At 70.4% G+C, this 22,594-nt stretch carries 19 protein-coding genes; 8 read left to right on the top strand and 11 right to left on the bottom strand.

The window, feature by feature from the left end; all coding sequences use genetic code 11:
* Window positions 1-158: 158 nt before the first annotated feature.
* The 6 genes from Q1K70_RS16145 to Q1K70_RS16120 all read right to left on the bottom strand — a co-directional run bounded on the left by Q1K70_RS16145 (window position 159) and on the right by Q1K70_RS16120 (window position 5,648).
* Window positions 159-863 (bottom strand): ABC transporter ATP-binding protein, encoded by a 705-nt coding sequence (locus Q1K70_RS16145; protein ID WP_300161594.1) that lies wholly within the window; start codon window positions 861-863, stop codon window positions 159-161.
* Window positions 856-1,659 carry an ABC transporter ATP-binding protein gene (locus Q1K70_RS16140; RefSeq protein ID WP_300161592.1) on the bottom strand — a complete coding sequence of 268 codons (804 nt, stop codon included), beginning with the start codon at window positions 1,657-1,659 and terminating at the stop codon, window positions 856-858. The genes Q1K70_RS16145 and Q1K70_RS16140 overlap by 8 nt, the downstream gene beginning before the upstream one ends.
* A complete protein-coding gene (locus tag Q1K70_RS16135; protein WP_300161590.1) occupies window positions 1,659-2,696 on the bottom strand; it encodes a branched-chain amino acid ABC transporter permease in 1,038 nt (345 codons plus the stop codon). The genes Q1K70_RS16140 and Q1K70_RS16135 overlap by 1 nt, the downstream gene beginning before the upstream one ends.
* The gene (locus tag Q1K70_RS16130) at window positions 2,696-3,589 is read right to left on the bottom strand and encodes a branched-chain amino acid ABC transporter permease (protein WP_300161588.1); all 894 of its coding nucleotides are present in this window, start codon (window positions 3,587-3,589) and stop codon (window positions 2,696-2,698) included. Before Q1K70_RS16130 ends, Q1K70_RS16135 begins: the two co-directional genes overlap by 1 nt.
* A 104-nt stretch (window positions 3,590-3,693) precedes the next feature.
* Window positions 3,694-4,827 (bottom strand): ABC transporter substrate-binding protein, encoded by a 1,134-nt coding sequence (locus Q1K70_RS16125; RefSeq protein WP_300161587.1) that lies wholly within the window; start codon window positions 4,825-4,827, stop codon window positions 3,694-3,696.
* Window positions 4,828-4,880: 53 nt separating this feature from the next.
* Window positions 4,881-5,648: an IclR family transcriptional regulator gene (locus tag Q1K70_RS16120; protein ID WP_300161585.1), complete on the bottom strand. Its 768-nt coding sequence runs from the start codon at window positions 5,646-5,648 to the stop codon at window positions 4,881-4,883.
* A 337-nt stretch (window positions 5,649-5,985) separates the two neighbouring features.
* On the opposite strand from Q1K70_RS16120, the gene Q1K70_RS16115 reads away from it, so the two are divergent.
* Window positions 5,986-7,134: an alanine racemase gene (locus Q1K70_RS16115; RefSeq protein WP_300161583.1), complete on the top strand. Its 1,149-nt coding sequence runs from the start codon at window positions 5,986-5,988 to the stop codon at window positions 7,132-7,134.
* A 35-nt stretch (window positions 7,135-7,169) separates the two neighbouring features.
* Window positions 7,170-7,808: a LysE family translocator gene (locus tag Q1K70_RS16110; RefSeq protein WP_300161581.1), complete on the top strand. Its 639-nt coding sequence runs from the start codon at window positions 7,170-7,172 to the stop codon at window positions 7,806-7,808.
* 4 nt (window positions 7,809-7,812) lie between these two features.
* Here the strand turns inward: Q1K70_RS16110 and Q1K70_RS16105 are convergent, their stop codons facing one another.
* The 5 genes from Q1K70_RS16105 to Q1K70_RS16085 all read right to left on the bottom strand — a co-directional run bounded on the left by Q1K70_RS16105 (window position 7,813) and on the right by Q1K70_RS16085 (window position 13,684).
* Window positions 7,813-8,625 (bottom strand): hypothetical protein, encoded by an 813-nt coding sequence (locus Q1K70_RS16105; RefSeq protein WP_300161580.1) that lies wholly within the window; start codon window positions 8,623-8,625, stop codon window positions 7,813-7,815.
* Window positions 8,626-8,673: 48 nt separating this feature from the next.
* A complete protein-coding gene (locus Q1K70_RS16100; protein WP_300161578.1) occupies window positions 8,674-10,452 on the bottom strand; it encodes a methyl-accepting chemotaxis protein in 1,779 nt (592 codons plus the stop codon).
* 50 nt (window positions 10,453-10,502) lie between these two features.
* A complete protein-coding gene (locus Q1K70_RS16095; protein WP_300161576.1) occupies window positions 10,503-10,961 on the bottom strand; it encodes a cache domain-containing protein in 459 nt (152 codons plus the stop codon).
* Window positions 10,962-11,088: 127 nt separating this feature from the next.
* Window positions 11,089-13,164: a hypothetical protein gene (locus Q1K70_RS16090; protein ID WP_300161574.1), complete on the bottom strand. Its 2,076-nt coding sequence runs from the start codon at window positions 13,162-13,164 to the stop codon at window positions 11,089-11,091.
* Window positions 13,165-13,186: 22 nt separating this feature from the next.
* On the bottom strand, window positions 13,187-13,684 hold the full coding sequence (locus Q1K70_RS16085; RefSeq protein WP_300161572.1) for an A24 family peptidase: 498 nt from the start codon (window positions 13,682-13,684) through the stop codon (window positions 13,187-13,189).
* A gap of 150 nt (window positions 13,685-13,834) precedes the next feature.
* On the opposite strand from Q1K70_RS16085, the gene Q1K70_RS16080 reads away from it, so the two are divergent.
* The 6 genes from Q1K70_RS16080 to Q1K70_RS16055 all read left to right on the top strand — a co-directional run bounded on the left by Q1K70_RS16080 (window position 13,835) and on the right by Q1K70_RS16055 (window position 22,415).
* A complete protein-coding gene (locus Q1K70_RS16080) occupies window positions 13,835-16,258 on the top strand; it encodes a response regulator (protein ID WP_300161570.1) in 2,424 nt (807 codons plus the stop codon).
* A gap of 371 nt (window positions 16,259-16,629) precedes the next feature.
* Complete coding sequence (locus tag Q1K70_RS16075) at window positions 16,630-19,146, top strand: PEP/pyruvate-binding domain-containing protein (RefSeq protein WP_366521718.1); 2,517 nt, start codon at window positions 16,630-16,632, stop codon at window positions 19,144-19,146.
* A gap of 10 nt (window positions 19,147-19,156) precedes the next feature.
* Window positions 19,157-19,942, top strand: a complete 786-nt coding sequence (gene hyi / locus Q1K70_RS16070) for a hydroxypyruvate isomerase (protein ID WP_300161566.1) — start codon at window positions 19,157-19,159, stop codon at window positions 19,940-19,942.
* A gap of 91 nt (window positions 19,943-20,033) precedes the next feature.
* Entirely contained in the window at window positions 20,034-20,921 is an 888-nt protein-coding gene (gene garR, locus Q1K70_RS16065; protein WP_300161564.1) for a 2-hydroxy-3-oxopropionate reductase, read from the top strand.
* A 106-nt stretch (window positions 20,922-21,027) separates the two neighbouring features.
* Entirely contained in the window at window positions 21,028-21,504 is a 477-nt protein-coding gene (locus tag Q1K70_RS16060) for an SH3 domain-containing protein (protein ID WP_300161596.1), read from the top strand.
* Window positions 21,501-22,415, top strand: coding sequence for a M48 family metallopeptidase (locus Q1K70_RS16055; protein ID WP_300161562.1), 915 nt, complete (start codon window positions 21,501-21,503; stop codon window positions 22,413-22,415). The genes Q1K70_RS16060 and Q1K70_RS16055 overlap by 4 nt, the downstream gene beginning before the upstream one ends.
* Window positions 22,416-22,594: the final 179 nt, after the last annotated feature.

The following is a 22,594-nucleotide window of genomic DNA, read 5'->3' as shown; positions in this document are numbered from 1 at the left end:
GCCTGCGGGGCCGGCCCATTTCCCCGACCACCACCACCGAAGTCCCGCCGCCCGACGTTTCCGACCGCCTCCCCACCCGCACCCGTCGGGGAGGGTCCGGGAGGGGGTCACCCCCTCCCGGCCGCCGGAGGCATCTTCCCTCTTCGCCTTTCCCGCCCCTATCCACCCAAATACGCGGCCCGCACGCGTTCGTCGGCGATGAGTTCCGCGCCAGTGCCGGACAGGGTGACGCGTCCGGTTTCGAGCACGTAGGCCTTGTGGGCGATTTTAAGGGCGGCGTGGGCGTTTTGTTCGACGAGCAGCACGGTCATGCCCTTGTCGTTGATGGCCTCGATGATGTCGAAGACTTCGCGCACGAGCAGCGGGGCCAGTCCCAGGCTGGGCTCGTCGAGCATGACCAGGGCCGGGGCGCTCATGAGCGCCCGGCCGACGGCCAGCATCTGCTGTTCGCCGCCGGAGAGGGTGCCGCCTTTCTGGGCGCGCCGTTCGCTCAGGCGCGGGAACATTTCCATGACCCAGGCCATGTCCTTGGCGATGCCGGCCTTGTCGTCGCGGCTGTAGGCCCCGAGTTCCAGGTTTTCGAGCACGGTCAGGTGGGGGAAGATGCGCCGGCCTTCGGGGGACATGACGATGCCGGCCTTGACGATGGCCACGGGGTCGGCGTTCGTGATGTCCTTGCCGTTCCAGACGATGGTTCCCTTGCGGTTCTTGCACAGGCCGGAGATGGCCCGCAGGGTGCTGGTCTTGCCGGCGCCGTTGGCCCCGATGAGGGTGACGATCTCGCCGGTGGGGACGTCGATGGAGATGCCCTTGACGGCCTTGATGCCGCCGTAGGCGACGTGGAGGTCGCGGATCTCAAGCATGGGCGTGCTCCTCGCCGAGGTAGGCCGTGATGACCTTGGGGTCGGACCGGATGGCCTCGGGCGGGCCGGAGGCGATGGTCTGCCCGTAGTCCAGCACCCAGAGGTGTTCGCAGATGCCCATGACCACCTTCATGTCGTGCTCGATGAGCAGAATGGTGAGGCCGAAGGCCTGGCGGATGGCGCGCACGAAGCCCATGAGGTCCTCGGATTCCTGGGGGTTCATGCCGGCGGCCGGCTCGTCGAGGAGCAGGAAGCGCGGCTCCGTGGCCAGGGCCCGGGCGATCTCCAGGCGGCGCTGGGCTCCGTAGGGCAGGCTCGAGGCCTTTTCCCCGGCCAGGTCGGCCAGACCCACCGCGTCGAGGAGCTCCAGGCAGCGCGCCTGGTCCCGGCGATTTTCGCGCTCGGACGCCGGCGTGAAGACGAGGGTTTGCAGCCAGCTGGTCTTCTGGCGCAGATGCCGGCCGATCATGACGTTTTCGAGCACGGTCTCGTTGTTGAAAAGGCGGATGTTCTGGAAGGTCCGGGCGATGCCGGCCCGGCAGACCTTGTGGGCGGGCAGGCCGGCGATGGGGACGCCCTCGAAGAGCACCTCGCCCGAGGTCGGGCGGTAGAAGCCCGTGATCATGTTGAAGCAGGTGGTCTTGCCTGCGCCGTTGGGGCCGATGAGCCCGGTGATGCTGCCGCGCGGGAAGGAGGCCGAGAAGTCGGCCACGGCGAGCAGGCCGCCGAAGCGCATGGTCAGCTCGCGGGTCTCCAGGATCACGTCGTCGGCGGGCGTCGTTTGCGTCGTTGGCATCAGGCTTTCCCCCGGGAAAAGACGCCGGCCAGGGAGCGCCAGGTCAGCTCGCGCATGCCCATGAGCCCTTCGCGGCGAAAGAGGATGATGACGATAAGCGCCAGGGAGAAGACCACCATGCGCATGCCCGGGATGCCCGGCAGGGAAAAGCCCAGGAGGTCCACCGGGTTTTCCACGACGCGCAGCCATTCGAGCAGCACGGTGATGCCGATCCCGGCCAGCACAGAGCCGGTCAGCGACCCCAGGCCCCCGGCCACCACGATCATGAGCACGTTGAAGGTCAGGGTGAACAGGAACATCTTGGGGTCGATGGTGGTGAGCAGGCTCGCCAGCAGCGCGCCGCCCACGCCGGCGAAGAACGAGCCCACGGTGAAGGAGAGCAGCTTGTAGCGGAAGACGTCCACGCCCATGGCCTTGGCCGCGATCTCGTTGTCGCGGATGGCCTTGAGCACGTTGCCGGTGTTGCTCTGGAGCAGGCGCACGATGACGTAGAGCGCGACCAGCGCCCAGCCGAAGTTCCACCACAGGTCGGCGTAGGCCGGAATGCCCTTGAATCCCAGCGCCCCGTTGGTCAGGCGCGGGACGTTGTTGGCCACGACCCGGATGATCTCGGCGAAGCCCAGGGTGGCGATGCCGAGGTAGTCGTCGCCCAGGCGCAGGAGCGGAATGCCGACGACGGCCCCGAAGATCGCCGCCACCGCGCCGCCGGCCAGCACGGCCGCGAAGAAGGGGGCGTGGGCCGTCTGCACCCAGTCGTAGGCCGGCTGGAGCAGGAACAGCATGTCCTTCTGGTCCGGGGTCATGATGAGGATGGAGCAGACGTAGGCCCCGATGGCCATGAAACCGGCGTGGCCCAGGCTGAAGAGTCCCGTGAAGCCGTAGATGAGGTTCAGGGACAGGGCCAGAATGATGTTTATGGCGATGAGGTTGAGGATCTGGAGCTGGTACCCGTTGCAGTACCCTTCGGCCAGATGCAGAAGCAGGCCGAAGACTCCGATGGCCAGGACGTTGAGCAGGATGGTGCGGCCGCGTCGCATCAGACTTTGTCCTCCGGTCTTTCGCCCAGCAGTCCGGTCGGTTTGACCATCAGGACGAGGATGAGCAGCACGAAGGCGAAGGCGTCCCGATACCCGGCCAGATCCGGAAAGAAGGCCACGGTCATGATCTCGATGAATCCCAGGGTGAGCCCGCCGATGACCGCGCCCTGGATGGAGCCGATGCCGCCGAACACGGCGGCGATGAAGGCCTTGAAGCCGGGGATGGTGCCCATGATGGGCTGGAGCTGCGGGTAGCGCAGCGCCCACATGATGCCGCTGGCCGCGGCCAGGGCCGAGCCGATGCCGAAGGTGACGGCGATGACGCGGTTGACGGGCACGCCCATGAGGTAGCTCGTCTCGATGTCCTTGCTGATGGCGCGCATGCCAAGGCCGGTCTTGGTGCGGTAGACGATGTAGACGAGCAGCAGCATCAGGACGAGGGAAAGCAGGGGCACGAAAAGCGTCAGCGGCAGCACGCGCACCCCGTGGACGAGGATGGGGTCTTCCAGCCAGGCCGGGCGGTAGACCTCGCGCGGGATGGCCTGGAAGAAGACGATGGCCACGTTTTGCAGGAAAAAGGAGACGCCGATGGAGCTTATAAGCGCCGAGATGCGCGGGGCGTCGCGCAGGGGCCTGTAGGCCACCTGGTCCACCAGCACGCCGAGGCTGGCGGTGACGAGGATGGCGAGCACCATGGCCACGGGCCAGGGCAGATGGACGAGGGTGATGCCCCAGAAGACGAAATAGGCCCCGAGCATGAAGATTTCGCTGTGGGCGAAGTTGATCAGGCGCAGGATGCCGTAGACCATGGTGTAGCCGATGGCCACCAGGGCGTAGAGGCTGCCGAGCGTCAGGCTATTGAGAATATTCTGGATGAACGTGGCCAGGTTCATGAGACGTCCTTGTCGCGCTGTGGCCCGCCGTTTCGCCGGGCGGCCGGGAGGTCTCCGGCGCGGCCCCGAAACATGGGGTCGCGCCGGAAACGCACGCGAATGCTCTAGAGTTCCGGAACGATTTCGCCTTCGTAGACCTTCTTGCCGTCTTTTATCACGACCAGGCCCACGGGCTTTTCGGCGTCGTGGGTGGCGTTGATGGCGGTCTTGCCGGTCACGCCCTCGAAGGCCTTGGTCTCGGCCAGGGCCTTGGTGATGGCTTCGGGATCGGCCTTGCCGGCGCGCTTGATGGCGTCGAGGATGATCATGTAGGCGTCGTAGCCCAGGGCGGAGTTCACGTTGGGCTCCTTGCCGGGATAGGCGGCGCGCCAGTCGTCGGTGAACTTCTTGGCCATGGCGCTCATGTTCTTCATGGACGGGTCATAGGGGAAGGTGGTGTGGGTGAAGCCCTCGACCGCCTTGCCTCCGATGTCGGTGATCTTGGGGTTGTCCATGGCGTCGCCGCCCATGATCTTGAAGGTCGCGCCCAGTTCGGCCGCCTGCTTCATGATGATGGCGCCCTCGGCGAAGTAGGAGGGGATGAAAAGGACGTCGGGCTTCTCGGAGATGATCTTGGTCAGCTGGGCGGTGAAGTCCTGGTCGCCGGACTGGTAGTTGAGCGTGCCGACCATCTGGCCGCCGAGCTTGGTGAAGGAGCGCTCGAAGTACTTGGCCAGGCCCACGGAATAGTCGCTGGCCACGTCGACGAGCATGGCGGCCTTTTTAAGCCCCAGGGTCTTGAAGGCGTAGGTGGCCGCGCCGGCGCCCTGGTAGGGGTCGATGAAGCACACGCGGAAGATGTACTTCTTGCCCTGGGTCACCAGCGGGTTGGTGCAGCTGGTGCCGACCTGGGGAATGTGGGCCTTTTCCGAGACTTCGCCGCCGGCCATGGCCAGGGAGGAGCCGTAGGTGCCGATGATGGCCTGGACCTTCTCCTTCTCGATGAGGCGCTGCACGGCGTTGGCCGCCTCGACCTTGTCGGATTTGTTGTCCACGACGAACAACTCGACCTTCTTGCCGAGGATGGTCGGGGCCTCCTTGTTGGCCATCTGCACGCCCTCGAGCTCGAGCTGGCCGCCGAAGGCGTTCTGGCCGGTCAGGGGCAAAAACACGCCGATCTTGACGGTGTCGTCGGCGGCAAAGGCCAGGTTGGCCAGGCCCAGCACCACGGCCAGGCTCAGCAGTAGCAGCTTGCGCATGAGTCTCCCTCCACGTTGATGGTTCTTCCCGATGGTTCCCTACGCCTCTTCGCTCACAGCGAAACCACGGCCGACATTTTCTTGGCCAGCTCCACCAGATAGCCGGAGAACTGGTCCTCGAACTCCTTCATGGAATACGTCGCGGTGGACGAATCGAAACTGACGGCCCCGACCACGGCCCCGGTGCGCAGGGAAAAAAGCGGCGCGCCGATGGCGATGAGCCCGGGCAGGGACTCTTCGTTGTTGCGTGCATACCCCAGTTCCCGCACCGTTTCCAGTTCGGCCAGCAGGGCGGCCGGCTCGGTGATGGTGCGGCTGGTCTTGGCCACCAGGTCGAGGCGGTCGGCCAGTTCGGCCAGGACGTCGGGCTCGAGATAGGCCATGGCCGCCTTGCCCGCGGCCAGGTAGTGCAGGGCCGAGGAATAGCTGAAGGAGCGAAACGCCCGGGTGTCGGGCGAATCGTGGCGGTAGATCAGATAGATGGCGTCGTTTTCCAGAAGGCCGACGTCCACGTGCACGCCGTGGCGCTCGGCCGCTTCGTCCGCCAAAGGCTTGACCAGGCTCACGAGTTCGCTGTGTTCGATGATGGTCAGGGCCAGGGAGAGGGTGCGCACGCCCAGGCGGTACAGGCCCGAGCGCGGGGAGCGGGCCAGGTAGCCTTGGTCGCACAGCATGCTGGCGTAGCGGTGGGCCGAGGTCTTGCTGCCGCCGATGCGGTCGGCGATTTCCTTGAGCGTGTAGCCCGAATCCTCGACGCCGAGGAGCTCCAGGATGGCCAGGCCCTTGGCTTTGGATTCGGCATTTTTCCCTTTTTTGTCCACAAAGCCATCCAGTGGGCTGAAAAAGCGTAACGCCCGTTCCGTAAATCGGAACACCCGGTCCGAATGGAACGGCTGATACGCTTCGCCGGCCTCCCTGTCAAAGTCTGTTTTTCGGATCAGGAATCGGCGCGTTTTCGGCCGGTTCCGACGAGGCGGGCACGGGCGCGCCGGGCGCTGCGACGTGCCCTGCGCCTCGGTTCCCTGGGGGAAACCGGCCCGCCTGCCTTCCCTTTTTGTCTTGCGGCCCGCGACATCGGGAGGCTTTTGACGCTGCCCGGCCCCGGGCTTATACAGGAGACGCCCGGCCGGAAGTCCCGGCTGCAAGGAACGCACGACCATGCATGTATTGCCGATCCCCCCCGACCTGCGCGCCCTGCCCACGCCCTGCCTGCTGCTCGACGAGGCGCGCATGGGGCGAAACATCGACCGGCTGCGCGGGCGGCTGCGGACGGCGGGCGTGGGGTTTTCCCCCCACCTCAAGACGGCTCGCTGCCTGGAGGTGGCCCGGCGGCTCATGACCGGCCCGCACGGCCCGGCCACGGTGGCGACGCTCGGCGAGGCCGAGGCGGCGGCCGCCGGCGGGATCACGCGGCTCACCTACGCCGTGGGCATCGCCCCGGACAAGCTGGAGCGCGTGACGGTCCTGCGGCGGCGCGGCACGGACATCGCCGTGCTCCTCGACAGCGTGGAGCAGGCGCGGGCCGTGGCCGCGGCCGGCGACCCGGCCGACCCCGTCCCGGCGCTGGTCGAAATCGACTGCGACGGCCACCGTTCGGGGGTGAGGCCCGGGGACGCGGACCTGCTTGCTGCCATCGCCCGGGCCCTGACGCCCGGCGGCCGCCTCGGCGGCGTGCTGACCCACGCCGGCGAGAGCTACGAGGCGCGGGGCCGGGCGGCGCTGGAAGCGGCGGCGGAAAACGAGCGCCGAAGCGTCGTGCTGGCGGCGGACGTTTTGCGCCAGGCGGGCCAGGCCTGCCCGGTGGTCAGTGTCGGCTCGACGCCGACGGCGCATTTCGCCAAGAGTTTCGAAGGCGTGACCGAGGTGCGGGCCGGGGCCTTCGTCTTTTTCGACCTCGTCCAGGCCGGCATCGGCGTGTGCGGCCTGGAGGACATCGCCCTTTCCGTGCTGGCCACGGTCATCGGGCGCAACCGGGAAAAGGGCCGCGTCATCGTCGACGCGGGCTGGACGGCCCTTTCCAGCGACCGGGGCACGGCGACCCAGGCCGTGGACCGGGGCTTCGGCCTGGTCTGCGACGCCTCGGGCCGGCTGTTGCCCGGGCTCACGGTCACGGCCCTGAACCAGGAGCACGGCCTCGTGACGGGGCCTGGGGCCGGGCCATGGGGCGGGCCGGATTTTCCCATCGGAACGCGGCTGCGGATTCTGCCGAGCCATGCCTGCGCCACGGCGGCCCAGCATGACCGGTACCATGTCATCGACGCCGCCGGGGCGGTCGTCGCCGAGTGGCCGCGCTTCGGCGGCTGGTAGCGGGCGCCCGCCGGGGGCGGGCGACGGGGTTTTTCATGTTCGGCATCCACGACCTGGGGCTTTTCGTCGTTTCGGGCATCCTCTTCAACCTGGCCCCGGGGCCGGACGTGCTCTACGTCATGCGCCGCAGCGCCAGCCACGGCGCGCGCGGCGGCATGGTCGCGGCCCTCGGCATCGGCACGGGCTGCTTCGTCCACATCCTGGCCGCCGCCGTGGGCCTTTCCGCCGTGCTGGCCGCCTCGGCCACGGCGTTCACCGTGGTCAAGTTCGCGGGCGCGGCCTACCTCGTCTATTCGGGCCTGGCCATGATCGCGCCCCGGGGCAGGAAATCCGGCGACGCGCCGGCCGCCGCGCCCGCCCCGGCCAGCGCGCGCGGCATCTACGTGCAGGGCTTTTTCACCAACGCCCTCAACCCCAAGGTGGCGCTTTTCTTCCTGGCCTTCCTGCCCCAGTTCGTCGACCCGGCCGCGCTGGACAAGCCCTGGGCCTTCCTGTGCCTGGGCTTGCTGCTCAACGGCACGGGCACGGCCTGCAACCTGCTCCTGGCCTGGTCCACGGCCCGGGTGGCGGCGGGCTTCGTCCGGACGGGGAAATGGCGCACGCTGTGCGCCCGGGGTGTGGGCGGGCTTTTCATCCTGCTCGGCATCCGGCTGGCCCTGGCCGACAATTCCTGAATTTTCAGACAGGGGCGACGCCGAGAATCCAGCCTTCGACGGCCGCCACGGCCAGTTCCTCGGGAGAAAGGCGCGGCGTGAGATATTGCGGCAGCGCGCCCGAGAGGTCGGCCCGGCGCAGCCAGGCGGCGGCGCAGCAGGCGTCGTGCTGGTCGGGCGTGTGGCCGGGCCGGCGCGGGAACGCTTCCCGCCACAGGGACGGGTAGGCCTCGGCCAGCGCCGAGACGCCCGGCGGCACGTCCCAGCCGTCGTAGGGCCAGAAATGGACCCCCCGGCCGAGCCCGCGCCGCAGGCGGCGCAGCCAGGGCAGGCCGGCGAAGGTGGACTTGGCCACGGACCCGGGCACGTCGAAATGAAAGACCGACTTGGCCCGGCCCGTGCGCGCCTCGCAAAGCCGCCGCCAGCGCGCGTCGCCGCCGCGCGCCGCGCCCCGGCCGGTCAGGCCCCGGCGTACGTCCTCCACCCGCGCCCCCGGCGCGTCCGTGGGCCAGTGGGCCGCGAAATCGTCCAGAAAGGCCGGCCAGTCCGGGGCCAGGCCGTATTTTTCGAAATAGGCCCGGGGAAAGGAAAAGCCGTGGTCGATGCCGACCAGGGTCGGGACGCCCTCGGCCAGCAGGCGCATGAGCCAGTCGGCCAGGCCGGCCCGGGACCAGTGCCGGCGGGGACTTCCGGGCGGGCGCGCCTCCGTCGGCGGCGCGTCCCGGCAAGCGACGAAGGCCCGCAGGCCGGGCAGGGACGTTTCGGGCGCGGCCGCGCCGGAATAATCGATGCCGACGTAGCGCCGGAAAGCCGGGACCGGGAGGAGGGCGGCGTCCATGGGCCGAGCATGCCTCGGCCTGGGCGCGGCGGCAAGGCCGCGCCCGGGCTATCCCTGTCGCTGCATGTCCACCACGAGCTGCTGCAGCACGTGGGCCTGGCGGGCCAGGTCGGCCACGGCCTGGGTGGCCTGGCCCATGGCCTGGGCCGTCTCGGCGGCGATGGCCGTGACGTCCTGGATGGACCGGTCGATCTCCTGGCCTTCCCGGGCCTCCCGCTGGGAGGCGTCGGCGATGGAGGCCACCTGCCCGGACGTGCTGCCGATGAGGTCCACGATGGCGGCCAGGGCCCCGCGCGCGGTGTTGGCCTGGGCAGTGGAGGCGGCGATGGCCCCCGCCGCCCGGTCCACGCCCTCGATGGCCACCCGGACCCCTTGCTGGATGTCGGCGATGGCCACGTTGACCTCCGAGGTGGCGCTCATGGTCTTTTCGGCCAGTTTCCGAACCTCGTCGGCCACCACGGCGAAGCCGCGGCCGGCCTCGCCGGCCCTGGCCGCCTCGATGGCGGCGTTTAAGGCCAGGAGGTTGGTCTGGTCGGCGATTTCGCTGATGACGCCGATGACCCGGCCGATGCCCTCGGCTTGTCCGCCCAGGGCCGCCATGTCCTTTTTCAGCCCGAGCGCCATGTGCTGGGCTTGCCCGATGCCGTCCACCACCGTGCCCACCACGCCCTGGCCGTCCTGGGCCTTGTCGCGGGCGTCCTGGGCCGTGGTCGCGGCCTCTCCGGCGTTTTGGGCCACACCGGCGATGGTGCGCGACATGTCGTCCATGGCCCGGGCCGTGCCGGCCAGGCTTCGGGACTGTTTGTTCATGCCCTGGCTCGTCAGCTCGATCTGGGTCGAGAGCTCCTCCGAGGCCGAGGTGAGGATGTGCACCACTTGTTCGATTTCCGAGGCCGCCTGGGCGATGCCCTGCCGGGTGGCTTCGGCGGCTTGCGTCCGGGCCGTTTCGGCGGCCTGGGTCGCTTCCCGTGCTTTCTGGGTTTCGTGGGCGGCTTGCGCGCCTTTGTCCCGGGCCTCGGCCAGCAGCCGCTTGAGTTCGGCCACCATGCGGGAAAGGGCTCCCGCGAGTTGGCAGAGTTCGCCCACGCAGCGCACGTCGAGGCTCTGGTCGAGCTGGCCCCGGCTGACGTCGTCGGCGTAGGCGACCACGGCCGCCAGGGGCCGGGTGATCAGGCGCGTGAGCCCCAGGCCGAAAGCCAGGGCCAGCAGCGCGCCCAGGGCCATGCCGATGACGATGTTGCGCGTGTCGGCCCGGGCCGTGGCCTCGGCCCGGCGGAAAACCTCGCCGGAGGCGGCCACCGTGGCCTCGATGGCGGCGTCCAGGGCGTCCAGGCTTTCCTTGTGCACCGCCCGCATGTCCGAGGTGGTGGCCAGCACGTCCATGGTGGCCAGCACGTCGGACTTGTCCGTTTCCCATTCGCGGATTTTGGCGAACAGGGCGTCGTTGGCCTGCCGGGTCTTCTGGAGCACGGCGATCAGGGCGTCGATGCGGGCCTTTTCCCCGGCGGACTTGGGCGAGGCCGCGATCGCCTCCAGGGAGGCGCGGATGGTTTCCCTGGCCTTTTGCACGATGGCCGTCTGTTCGGCGGCGAAGGCCCCGTCGATGCCGGGCACGAGCAGGGTGCGCTGGGCGACGATGATCTCCCGCAGGGCCGTGCCCACGCGAAGCAGCGCCGGGATGGCCGGCAGGCGGTTCTGGACGATGTCCTCCATGGACGTGGAAGTCTGGCGCAGCCCGTCGTAGCCGACGACGCCGACGGCCAGGGCGATGGCGGAAACCACGAGGAACGCGCCGATGATCCGCGTTCCTATGCGCAAGCCGTTCATAGCGGCCTCCCGGGAGGGTTTGGGGGAGCGTGCGCGGCGGGGAAGCCGTCCTATTTGTAGACGCCGCAGCCGATGAGCAGGCCGTCCGTCTTCTCCATGTACATCGACTTGGGCTCGATGAGCTTGTTGGCCGGGTTGAGGAACTTGTAGTCCTGCCAGAAGCTGTCCTTGGTCTTGGCCAGCTCCACCCGCTCCTTGACGAAGAACTTGCCGTCCGGGTCGCGCAGTTCCATGAGGTCCTTGCCGATCTGCTTGGGATTGGCCCCGTGGGCCAGGCACTTGCCCGAAAGGTCGTAGACCACGACATAGAGGTCGCGGTCGCGGAAGGGGCCGTTGGGGTCGTTGATGGCGGCGAAGGCCTTCTCCCGGCCGTCGGCCTTGATGGCGGCCATGGCCTTTTGCACCATGGCCACGGCTTCGTCCTTGGAGCCCTTGTCCTGGGCCGGGGCCAGGGAGGCGGTGGAAAGCAGGCAGGCGAGACACAGCCAGACGAACAGCAGGCGTTTCATGGGGACCTCCTTGCCGTGGGCGGCGTATGCAGCGGTTTGAACGGATACGGCCGCCACAGTAGAGGGCGGAGGCGGGCTTTGCAAGGGGGGAGGGGAAAAAGGGCAGGGTCTCGCGGCCGGCTCGGCGTCAGAAGAGCGCCTTGGGATCGGCCTCGGACGCCGGCGGCGGGGCCACGGCCTGGGACCGGGAGCCGGAGGGGTCGGGGAATCCCGGGCCCCGGGCGCTCGGCGGCAGGAATTTGATGCCGGCGACCAGGGCTTCTTCGGCCGCCGGATCGAAGGGGGCCGGGCTGAAGGCGGCCAGGCGCTCCCGCACCCGGTCGATCTGGTCCGGGGTGAGTCGCTTTTCCAGCACGGCCTTGGCCTTGCCGGCGCGGACGAGCAGCGGGTCGTTGCCCGGGCTGGCGCTGGCCAGGGTGAGCCAGAACAGGGCGGACTCGAAATCGCGCGGCACCACGCGGCCCTCGTAGAAAAAGCCTGCCAGCATGGCCTGGGCTTGCGGATAGCCCTGGCCGGCGGCCAGCCGGTACCAGCGGAAGGCCTCCCGGGGGTCGACGGCCGTGCCGCGCCCGGTCAGGGTCATGCTGGCCACGTTGGACCGGGCTTGCGGGTCGCCGCGCCTGGCCGCCTCGCGCATGAGGGCCAGGGCCTTGGCCTCGTCCACGGGGCCGCCCTTGCCGGTCAGGTACATGAGTCCCAGGTTGAACTGCGCCCGGGCGTCGCCGGCCTCGGCCGCCTTGGCGTACCACTTGCGCGCCTCGGCGAAGTCCGGCGGCCCGGCCAGGCCCTTGGACAGCAGCGAGCCCAGGGCGAAGCCGGCCCGGGCGTCGCCGGCCTCGGCCGCCTCGCGATAGAAGTCCATGGCCTTGGCCAGGTTGGCGGCGCTGGGGAACTCCTCCTCGGACAGGGCGGCCAGGAGCGTCTTGGCTTCGGGCAGGCCGGCCTCGGCCGCCAGCCGGCACCAGCGGAAGGCCTCGGCTGGGTTGCCGGCCACGCCCTTGCCGGCCAGGTGGAGCAGGGCCATGGCGTACATGGCCTGCGCATCGCCGGCCCAGGCGGCCCGCGAAAGAAGGGCCGTGCCCGTGGCCAGGTCCCCCGGCAGCCGGCCGCGCACCATGCCGAGGCCGAGCAGGGCGGCCGAGGCGGCGTCGCCGGCCGTGGCCGCCTTGGCGCAGAAGCGCACCGCCCGGGCGGCGTCGCGGCGTTCCTCCGGGCCGGCGGCGAACAGGCGGCACAGCGTCGCGGCGGCCTCGTCGCTGGCCGCGCCGGCGGCGTCGTACAGGGCCATGGCCCGGCGCGGGTCGCGAAAGACGCCCAGGCCCGCGTAATACATGTCCGCCAGCTTGAGCATGGCCGGGACGTGGCCGCCCTCGGCCGCGCGCTCGAACAGGCGGGCCGCCTCCAGGGGATAGGCCCCGACCCCCTGGCCGGACAGGTAGTCCAGGCCCAGGGCGTAGGCCGCCGGGGCGTAGCCGGCCTCGGCCGCACGGCGGCGCAGGGCCGCCGCCTTGGCCGTGTCGCGGGGGACGCCCTGGCCGGCGGCGTACAGGTCGGCCAGGCGGGAGAGGGCCTCGGGTTCGCCGGCCTCGCCGGCGGTGGCGAAAAGCGCGGCGGCCTGGGCCGGATCGCCGCCGCGCGGGTCGCCGGCCGCGATCAGGGTGAGCAGGGCCTGGCCCAGAGTCGTGGCCGCCCGGGCGTTGCCGGCCCCGGCCGCCCGGCGCAGGAGCGCGAGGGCCTCGTCCTGGTCGGCCGCGATGCCCGCGCCGGCGAAGAGCATGGCCCCGAGCCGGGCCATGGCCGGGACGTCGCCGCGCGCGGCGGCCTGTCGGTAGAAACGGGCCGCCGCGGCCGGGTCGCCGAAGCGGCGTTCCAGGTCGCCGGCCCGGGTCATGGCCGGGACGTTGTTTCCACCGGCCGCGTGGCGGAAAAGGGCCAGGGCCCGGCGCAAATCCGGGGGGCCGTCGCCGGCCGATTCCAGCACGAGCCCCAGGCGGTAGGACGAGGGGACCGAGCCGCGCGCGGCCGCGGCGGCGAGCAGCGGCCGGGCCTCCTCCAGGCGGCCCTGGTCGTAAAGGCGCGAGCCGCGCTCGGGCGTGCCGCAGCTGGCGGCGATGAGCCAAAACGCTCCCAGAAGGACCAGAGCGCTCCCCGCGCCGGCCAGGAAGCGGCGGCGGGAGGCGATCTCGGCGGCGGAATCCGGCATGGCTGGCGTCCTCGGGCGGGCCTTAAAAACGGGGCAGGACGAAGGAGAGGTAGGGTTCCCCGGCCAGGCGCAGGGCCATGGCGGCCAGCGCCCCGAGGGCGATGGCCGGGCCGTAGCACAGCCGCAGGCCGGGCAGGCCGCCGTTGCCGAAATAACGTCCCCAGGCCATCCAGAGCAGAAACTGCGCCCCGCCGGCGATGCTCGTGAAAAGCGCCACCGTGATCACGGCCCGGCTGCCGAGCCCCGCTCCGACCACGGCCAGGAGCTTGACGTCGCCCGCGCCGAGCAGGCCGAAGACATGGGGGATGAGAAAGACCACGAAGCAGCCGGCCAGGCCCAGGGCGGCGTCGCCCAGGCCGGAGAGGCCGGAGAAGACGCCGTGCACGGCCAGCAGGGCGGCCATGGCCGGAAACGTGACCAGGTTGGGGATGCGCCGGGAGCGCATGTCCACCACGGCCCCCGCCAGGCAGGCGGCGGCGGTCAGGGTGAAGGACAGGACGGTTTCCGTATCGGCGAACATGGGGGCTCCCGCGTATGGCCTTGCTTCTTAGCGGCTCGGGCCCGCCTTGTCCAACGGCCGCCTTGACGATTGTCGGGGAAATGGTCAGTGCTGACGAAAAGCGGCAAAAAACGGGAGCCCAGGCCCTGGCCTGGGTTTTGCGGAGTCTGCATGGAACACGACGCCATCGACGCATCGGCCCGGGCCGCCGCGACGGGGCAGGACGAGCCCTTTTCCGATTCCCTCGCGGCGGCCCGGGCCACCATCGAGCGGCTCACGGCCGAGGCGCGCGCGGCCAACCAGGCCAAGGCCGACTTCATGGCCCGCATGACCCACGAGCTGCGCACGCCCCTTTCGGCCATCATCGGCCTGGCCAATCTGGCCCTGCCCCTGGCCGCCGACCCGCGCTCCGTGGATTACCTGGATAAGATCCTGGCCTCGGCCCGGGGGCTGCTCGGCGTCGTGGACGACATCACGGACTTCGCCCGCCTGGAAAAGGGGCTGGCCGCCCTGGCCCCGTCCCCCTTCGATCTGGCCGAGACGCTCGGCCGGGTGACCGGACGCTTCGCCGCCGCCGCCCAGAGGCGCGGCCTGGTCCTGGCCACCCACCTCGATCCCCGCGCTCCGGTCGCCCTGGTCGGCGACAGCGCCCGCCTGGAAGGAGTGCTCGGCCATCTGGTCGGCAACGCGGTCAAGTTCACGGAAAACGGCCGGGTGGACCTGTGCGTGGAGCTGCGCTGGCGGCGCGGGGGCAAGGCGCGCCTGGCGCTTTCCGTGCGCGACACGGGCATCGGCATGGACCGCGAGGCCATCCCCGGCATGCTCGAATCCTTCACCCAGGGCGACGGCTCCCTGTCGCGCCCCTACGGCGGCACGGGGCTGGGGCTGGCCCTGGTCCAGCGCGGCGCGGCCCTGCTTGGCGGCGAGCTGGAGGTGGCCAGCACGCCCGGCCGGGGCACGTCCTTTTCCTTCGAAGCCACATTCGACGAGGACCTTCACCAGGACGCGCCCGCGGCGGCCGAGGACGCGCCGACGCCCGAACCGGAGCCGCCGGTCGTCCGGGAGGCCTCTGCCGCCCCCCTGGCCGGCACGCTCATCCTGCTCGTGGAGGACAACGCCATCAACCAGCAGGTGGCCCGGGAGATCCTCGTCCGCCTGGGCGCGGCCGTGGATGTGGCCGGACACGGCCGCGAGGCCGTGGACATGACCGGCCGGGTCCTCTACGACGCCGTGCTCATGGACGTGCAGATGCCGGTCATGGACGGCCTGGCCGCCACGCGGGCCATCCGCGCCCAGCCCGGCGGCGAGGACCTGCCCATCATCGCCCTGACCGCCCACGCCCTGGCCGAGGACCGCGACCGCTGCCTGGCGGCCGGCATGAACGACTACCTGACCAAGCCCATCGAGCCGGCCCGCCTGCTGGCCGCCCTGGGGCAATGGATCGTGCCGGTGGTCCCGGTCATGCCGGCCAGGGTGGCTGCGGCCGCGCCCCCCGCGCCTTCCGTGTCTGCGGCGGGAACCCCGTCCGGCATCGACTTGGCCAAGGCCCTGGCGCGCCTTGGCGGCAACGAGGCCCTGCTTTCCAGCATCGCGGCGGAATTCGCCAGGGATTACGCCGCAAGCGCGGACGAGATCATGGGGCGCGTCCGGGCCGGGGACCTCGACGCGGCCAGGCGGCTGGCCCACACGGTGAAGGGGGTGGCCGGCAACATCGCCGCCGACGCCCTGGCCGAGGCCGCGCGCGAGATCGAGGCCGCCCTGGGGCGGGGAAGCCCGCCGGAAGGGGAGCGCCTCGACGCCTACGCCGCGGCCCTGGCCGCCGCCGTGGCCGACGCCAGGGGGCTGGCCGCGCCTGCGGCCCCGGCTCCGGCCTGTCGCGAGGAGGGGTGCCTGAACATCCTGCTCGTGGACGACGCCAAGCTCAACCGGGCGATCTTTTCCCAGATCCTGCGCGAGGCCGGCCACGAGGTGGCCCTGGCCAAAAACGGCAAGGAGGCCTGTCGTGTCCTTTTCGGGGAAAAGGCCGCCGGCCGGCCCTTCGACTGCATCCTCATGGACATCGAGATGCCGGAGATGGACGGGGTCACGGCCAGCCGGGTCATCCGGGGGTTGCTCGCGGCCAGCGCCAATCCGCCGTGCCCGGGCGACATCCCCATCGTGGCCCTGACCTCCCACGACGCGGACGCCGAGCGCGACCGCTGCCTGGCGGCGGGCATGAACGCCTGCCTGGCCAAATCCTTCGAACGCGAGGCCCTGTTGCGCTCCATCGCAGAGGTCCTGCGCGAGCGCGACGCCGCCTCGCCGGCCGGGACGGCCGCACGGCGCGGCGGGCCCAGGCGCGCCCCCGACGCCGAAACGGCTCCGGCCGCGACCTGTCGCCGCCTGGCCGCACGCCTGCGCGCCGGCAGCATCCAGGCCGACGAGGAACTGCGCGTCCTGCGCCGGGACCTGGCCGGCCGGCCCCAGCCGACGCAACTGGAGCCCCTGGCCCGGGCCGTGGAACGGTTCGCCTTTGCCGAAGCCCTGGACATCCTGGGCGAACTGGCCCAGAGCCTGGGCCTCGACGCGGGCCTCACCGCCGGGGACGGGCGATGACGCCGGACCGCGAAAACGTCATTTGCGGCGCAGCTTGCGGCCGAGGACGACGCCGACGACCACGGCGAAGACGAGGACGAGCGTGACTATGGCGAGATTGGCCCCCATGCGTGCCTCCCTTGCCCCCCCGGCGCGGCTGCGGCCGGCCCGTGGGGGCGGGGCCAGCATACAGGCGAACATGGCCCGGGGCAAAAGGGAATGCGCGCCGTATCGCGGCCGGGGGCCTGCCCGCGCCGCCTCCGGAGGGTGCCATGGGCACGGTGCTTGAGGGGCTTCGCGGCTTGTTTTCGGGTTTTCGGCGACGTTCCCCATCCGTGGGGCGGGAGGAAACGGCGGCGATATTCCGAAACAAATACAACGAATTCCAGTCGTTGCTCGAGTCGAACACCGAGCTGCTCAAAATTTTTTCCGAGATGGAGGTCATGCTCGACGGCCGCGAGGTCTTCGGCATGGCGTTTATCCGCTCGCGCACCAGCCGGGCCGTGTTCCACGCCATCCGCATGATACGGAGCTTCGAGCGCCTCTCGGCCCGGCCCCAGCCCGTGCTTCTGGCGCTGGTCGAGCGGCTTTCGGCGGAAATCAAGGGCGTCCTGGAAGGCCGGGCCGCCCCCCATCTGGGCAAGCCCGTGCTGCGCCTGTCCGAGGTCACGGCCGAGATGGTCGACCAGGTGGGCGGCAAGTGCGCCAACCTGGGCGAGGTGGCCAACCGGGTGGGTCTGCCCGTGCCCGGGGGCTTTTGCGTCACCACCGCCGCCTTCCGCTCCTTTTTCGAGCAGGCGGGCCTGTTCGAGGCCATAGCCAGCATCCGTCTCGGCATCGCCCCGGACGACCCGGCTTCCATGGCCGCCGCCGCCGAGGACATCCAGGCGGCCATCCTGCGCGCCCCTCTGCCGGAGGACCTCGCCCGGGAGCTTGAGGCCGCCGCCGGGGAGAGCGCCGGCGACGACGGCGACGCGGCCCGCTTCGCCGTGCGCTCGAGCGCCATCGGCGAGGACGGCGAACTGTCCTTCGCCGGCCAGTACCTGACCATGCTCAACGTCGCCCCGGACCGCATCGTCAGCGCCTACAAGTTCGTCATCGCCAGCCTCTACACCCCACGGGCCATGTCCTACCGGCTCCTCAAGGGCATCCCCGACGACGACGTGGCCATGGCCGCCGCCTGCCTGCGCCTGGTGCCGTCGCGGGCCGCCGGCGTGCTCTACACCCGCCTGCCGGAAGATCCCTGCCGCGACGAACTGCTCATAAACGCCGTCTGGGGGCTCGGCCCCTACGCCGTGGACGGGGTCGTCACCCCGGACGCCGTGCTCCTGGACCGGGGAAGCCTGGCCGTGACCCGGCGCGAGACCGCGGAGAAGCCCCGCATGCTGGTGCCCTCGCCCACGGGCGGGCTCACGGACGTGCCCGTGCCCGAGCACATGCGCGCAAAGCCCTGCCTCGACGACGCGGCGGCCCGTCGTCTGGGGGCCTGGGGCATGTTCCTCGAACGCCATTTCGGCCGGCCCCAGGACATGGAATGGGCCATGGACGCCAAGGGCGAGCTTTTGGTCCTCCAGTCGCGCCAGTTGACGGCCCTTGCCGACGGCGCCTGCCTGGCCGGCGGCCCGCCGGTGCCCGGGGCGGAGATCCTCGCCGAGGGCGGGCAGGGGGCCTGTTCCGGCGCGGGAGCCGGGCCGGTGCACCTGGTGCTCGGCAGCGACGACCTGGAAGCCTTTCCCCAGGGCGCGGTGCTGGTGGCCCCGCACAGCGACCCCCAGTTCATGGTGGCCATGAAGCGGGCGGCGGCCATCGTCACGGACCACGGCAGCGTCACCGGGCACATGGCCTCGCTGTCGCGGGAATTCGGCGTGCCCACGCTCCTCGGGCTCGAAGGGGCCACCCGAAGGTTCGCCCAGGGCGAGGTCGTCACCGTGGACGCCGCCACGGCCAGGGTCTACCGGGGGCGGGTGGAAAGCCTGCTGCGCCAGGACGACGAGGTCGAGCCCTTCATGGCCGGCACGCAGATCCACGCCATCCTGGCCGAGGCGGCCAGGCGGGTGGTGCCGCTCACCCTGCTCGACCCCAAATCCCCGTCCTTTACGCCCGAAAGCTGCACGAGCCTGCACGACGTCACGCGGCTTTTGCACGAATGGTCCTACGGCGAGATGTTCGCGGTCAGCGACCTGGCCTCGGGCCAGCAGGGCGTGACCACGGTGCTCGACGCGCCCACGGGCCTGGACCTGCACATCATCGACCTCGGCGGCGGTCTGCGCGAGGAGGCGGGCCGCAAGCGGCGGGTCGCTCCCGGGGACATCGCCTCGCGGCCGTTTCTGGCCCTGCTCAAGGGGCTGGTCCTGACCGAGGAGGCCCTGGCGGTGCGGCCCGTCAACCTGGGGGGCTTTCTCTCGGTCATGTCCGAGCAGCTCATCGCCCAGCCCAAGGCCGGCAGCGACCGCTTCGGCGACAAGTCCTATGCCATCGTCTCGGACAAGTACTTGAATTTCAGTTCCCGCGTGGGCTACCATTACGGCGTGCTCGACTGCTACTGCGGCGCCACGGTCAACAAGAACTACATCACCTTCTCCTTTGCCGGCGGCGCGGCCGACGACGTCAAGCGCGCCCGCCGGGCCAGGGCTATCGGCCGCATCCTGGAAGCCCTGGGCTTCGCCGTGGAATCGGCCAAGGACAGGGTTTCGGGGCGGTTCCAGAAGGTGCCGGCCCCGCTGATCGAGGAAAAGCTCGCCCACATGGGGCGGCTGCTGCAATTCACCCGCCAGACGGACATGCTCATGGTGAGCGAGGAAAGCGTCGAGGCCATGGTGGCCTGCTTCCTCTCCGGCGCGCCCTGCTTCGACCCGGCCGCCGCCGCCAGGGCGCAATCCGCGCCCGAGCCTCCCCAAGCCGTATCATAAGGAGTTCTCCATGCCGCGACTTGCCGCCAATGTGACCATGCTCTTCACGGAACTGCTTTTTCCGGACCGCTTCGCCGCCGCGAAGAAGGCCGGCTTTCGGTATGTCGAGTATCTGTTCCCCTACGATTACCCGGCCGAGGAACTGCGCGGGCTTTTGGACGACAACGGCCTGACGCAGGTGCTCTTCAACCTGCCCTGCGGCGACTGGGCCGCCGGGGAGCGGGGCATCGCCGGCCTGCCTGGCCGCGAGGCGGAATTTCGCGACGGCGTGGCCCGGGGGCTGGAATACGCCGAGGCCCTCGGCGTGGCGCGTCTCAACTGCCTGGCCGGCAAACTCCCGGAAGGCGTCTCGCCCCGGGCTGCCCTGGAGACGCTGGTGGCCAACGTGAGCTTCGCCGCCGACGCCCTGGCCGCCAAGGGCCTGACCCTCGTGGTCGAGGCCATCAACCGCTGCGACATGCCGGGGTTCATGCTCAACCGCACGGCGCAGGTCATGGCCCTGCTCGATTCCGTGCGTCGCCCCAACGCGGCCATGCAGTACGACGTCTACCACGCCCAGCGCGAGGAAGGGGAGCTCGTCGCCACCATCGCCGCCAACCTGGCCCGCATCGGCCACATCCAGGTCGCGGACAACCCCGGCCGCCATCAGCCCGGCACCGGCGAGATCAACTATCCCTTCCTCTTCGCCGAGCTGGACCGCCTGGGCTACGACGGCTTCGTGGGCCTGGAATACGTGCCCGCGCCCGATACCCTGGCCTCGTTGACCTGGATTCCGGCAATGGGCCTGACGTTATAACCCCCCACCGGGGGGCCCGGGGGGGCTGATCCCCCCCGGCGGGTCCAGGGCGGAGCCCTGGTCGCCGAAGGCATATCCCAGGAGACATCACATGAAAAAAATCGGCTTCATCGGCCTTGGCATCATGGGCAAGCCCATGTGCCGCAACCTGCTTAGGGCCGGCTACGAACTGACCGTCTTCAGCCGCACCGCGGCCAACGTCGAGGCGGTGACCGCCCATGGCGCGGCCTACGCCCCCACGCCGGCGGACGTGGCCCGGGAAAGCGAACTGGTCATCACCATGGTGCCGGACTCGCCGCAGGTGCGCGAGGTGGCGCTCGGCGAGAACGGCATCATCCATGGCGTAACGCCCGGGCTCTACGTGGTGGACATGAGCTCCATCGCCCCCCTGGCCAGCCGGGAGATCGGGGCCGCCCTGGCCGGGGCCGGGGCACGCTTCCTGGACGCGCCGGTCAGCGGCGGCGAGCCCAAGGCCATCGACGGCACCCTGTCCGTCATGGTCGGCGGCGATGCGGCGGACTTCGAAGCCGTGAAGCCCGTGCTGTCCGCCATGGCCGCCTCGGTGGTCCGGGTGGGCGAGGTCGGGGCCGGCAACGTGGCCAAGCTGGCCAACCAGGTCGTGGTGGCCCTCAACATCGCGGCCATGTCCGAGGCCCTGGTGCTGGCGGCCAAGGCCGGGGTGGAGCCGGAGATGGTCTACCAGGCCATCCGCGGCGGGCTGGCCGGCAGCACGGTGCTCGACGCCAAGGCCCCGCTGGTCATGGACCGCAAGTTCGACCCGGGGTTCCGCATCCGCCTGCACGTCAAGGACCTGGCCAACGTCTTGCAAACGGCCAACAATTTGCATGTGCCGCTGCCGTTTACGGCCTCGGTCATGGAAGTGATGCAGGCCATGCTGGCCGATGGCTGCGGCGAAGACGACCACGGCGGCATCATCCGCTATTTCGAGAAGCTGGCCCATGTGACCGTCTCGCGCTGACATGGAGGATTGACGAATTGTCGTCAGACCCACGGCCGTGCCCGCCTGCCTGCGGGGCGCGGGCCGCATCCGGCGCGAAAGCGCCGCGAAGGAGATCGCCGTGAGAATGCGAAAACCGGCCATGGCTTTCGCCCTGGCCCTTTGTCTCGTCTGCGCCGTGGCCGTGGCCGCCAAGGTCATGAGCGTCGCGGTGCGCGACGGGCAGGTGCGCGAAACGCCGTCCTTTCTCGGCAAAATCGTGGGCAAGGCCGCCTACGGCCAGAGCGTGGACGTGGCCGAGGAGCAGGGCGACTGGTTCAAGGTGACCGCGCCCGGCGGGGTGTCCGGCTGGATGCACCGTTCGGCCCTGACCGCCGCCAAGCTGGCCCTGTCCGGCGGCCAGGGCACGACCGGCAGCGTGTCCGGCAAGGAGATGGCCCTGGCCGGAAAGGGCTTTTCCGCCGAGGTCGAGGCCGACTACCGCCGCAGCCACGGCGGCAACTTCGCGGCCGTGGACGCCATGGAACGCATCAAGTACGACCCGGCCCAGCTTCTGGCCTTCCTGAGCCAGGGCGGGGTGACGCCCAAGGGAGGCGCGAAATGAAGCCGCGCTTCCTCCTCTCCCTGTTCGGCCTGCTGGCGGCCGGGCTGGTCCTTTACGGCTGCAACAACCCCGACGCGGTCTCGCGCGTGCTCGGCTCCCTCGGCAGCGTGGGCGGCGCGCCCGTGGGCGACTACGCCGCTTCGGCCGTCAAGGGCGCGTCGGCCGTGGCCAAGGCGGCCGAGGACTTCACCCCGGAGCAGGAATACTACATCGGCCGGGCCGTGGGCGCGTCGGTGCTGGCCAAGTACCAGCCCCTCAACAACGCCAAGGCCAACGCTTACGTCAACGAGGTGGGCCAGGCCCTGGCCATGTTCTCGGACATGCCGCAGACCTACGGCGGCTACCATTTCCTCATCCTGGACTCGGCCGAGATCAACGCCTTCGCCGCCCCGGGCGGGCTCGTGTTCATCACGCGCGGCATGCTGCGCTGCTGCGCCGGGGAAAACGCCCTGGCCGCCGTGCTGGCCCACGAGATCGCCCACGTCCAGGGCAAGGACGCCCTGCGCTCCATCAAGCGCGCCCGCACCACCGAGGCCCTGGCCATCATCGGCGGCGAGGCCATCAAGCACGCCGGCGGCGCGGACCTCGCCCGCCTGACCAACATCTTCGCCGACTCCATCGGCGACATCATGACCACCATGGTCAATAGCGGCTACTCGCGCACCCTGGAATATCAGGCCGACAAGACCGCCGTCGCCATCCTCGCCCGCACCGGCTACGACACGGCCGGCCTGCCCGACATGCTGGCCGAGATGCAAAAGCAGCTCAAACCCGGCGGCGCGGACTTCGCCAAGACCCACCCCGCGCCCCAGGACCGCATCACCGAGCTGGCCAGCCTCGCCCGCGTGGCCGAGATCAAGGAACCCCCGGCGCGCATGGCCCGCTTCAAGGCGGCGCTCGGCAACATGTAGGCGAAGAGGGAAGATCGGGGCGCTGCCCCGAACCCCGCCGGGGGGCATGATGCCCCCTGGTCCCCCTCGATGGCGGGCACGCGTTGCTACCGGCCTCGCATGGCGAGGCCGGTAGCAACGCGTGCCCGCAGCAGGCCGTCGCCCTTCGGCCGAAGGAAAGCGTATGCACAAGCAATCTA

This window comes from Solidesulfovibrio sp., assembly GCF_029978005.1.
GTDB lineage: Bacteria > Desulfobacterota > Desulfovibrionia > Desulfovibrionales > Desulfovibrionaceae > Solidesulfovibrio.
Note: the sequence above shows the minus strand (reverse complement) of the source record. Positions and strands in the feature narration are given on the sequence as shown.

Bases quoted from the DNA above. Each gene is read 5' to 3' on its own strand.
- Q1K70_RS16145 (WP_300161594.1), bottom strand. From the start codon at position 863: ATGCTTGAGATCCGCGACCTCCACGTCGCCTACGGCGGCATCAAGGCC.
- Q1K70_RS16095 (WP_300161576.1), bottom strand. From the start codon at position 10,961: ATGAAACGCCTGCTGTTCGTCTGGCTGTGTCTCGCCTGCCTGCTTTCC.
- Q1K70_RS16135 (WP_300161590.1), bottom strand. From the start codon at position 2,696: ATGCGACGCGGCCGCACCATCCTGCTCAACGTCCTGGCCATCGGAGTC.
- Q1K70_RS16115 (WP_300161583.1), top strand. From the start codon at position 5,986: ATGCATGTATTGCCGATCCCCCCCGACCTGCGCGCCCTGCCCACGCCC.
- garR (WP_300161564.1), top strand. From the start codon at position 20,034: ATGAAAAAAATCGGCTTCATCGGCCTTGGCATCATGGGCAAGCCCATG.
- hyi (WP_300161566.1), top strand. From the start codon at position 19,157: ATGCCGCGACTTGCCGCCAATGTGACCATGCTCTTCACGGAACTGCTT.
- Q1K70_RS16110 (WP_300161581.1), top strand. From the start codon at position 7,170: ATGTTCGGCATCCACGACCTGGGGCTTTTCGTCGTTTCGGGCATCCTC.
- Q1K70_RS16055 (WP_300161562.1), top strand. From the start codon at position 21,501: ATGAAGCCGCGCTTCCTCCTCTCCCTGTTCGGCCTGCTGGCGGCCGGG.
- Q1K70_RS16060 (WP_300161596.1), top strand. From the start codon at position 21,028: ATGCGAAAACCGGCCATGGCTTTCGCCCTGGCCCTTTGTCTCGTCTGC.
- Q1K70_RS16080 (WP_300161570.1), top strand. From the start codon at position 13,835: ATGGAACACGACGCCATCGACGCATCGGCCCGGGCCGCCGCGACGGGG.
- Q1K70_RS16085 (WP_300161572.1), bottom strand. From the start codon at position 13,684: ATGTTCGCCGATACGGAAACCGTCCTGTCCTTCACCCTGACCGCCGCC.
- Q1K70_RS16140 (WP_300161592.1), bottom strand. From the start codon at position 1,659: ATGCCAACGACGCAAACGACGCCCGCCGACGACGTGATCCTGGAGACC.
- Q1K70_RS16125 (WP_300161587.1), bottom strand. From the start codon at position 4,827: ATGCGCAAGCTGCTACTGCTGAGCCTGGCCGTGGTGCTGGGCCTGGCC.
- Q1K70_RS16090 (WP_300161574.1), bottom strand. From the start codon at position 13,164: ATGCCGGATTCCGCCGCCGAGATCGCCTCCCGCCGCCGCTTCCTGGCC.
- Q1K70_RS16105 (WP_300161580.1), bottom strand. From the start codon at position 8,625: ATGGACGCCGCCCTCCTCCCGGTCCCGGCTTTCCGGCGCTACGTCGGC.
- Q1K70_RS16100 (WP_300161578.1), bottom strand. From the start codon at position 10,452: ATGAACGGCTTGCGCATAGGAACGCGGATCATCGGCGCGTTCCTCGTG.
- Q1K70_RS16130 (WP_300161588.1), bottom strand. From the start codon at position 3,589: ATGAACCTGGCCACGTTCATCCAGAATATTCTCAATAGCCTGACGCTC.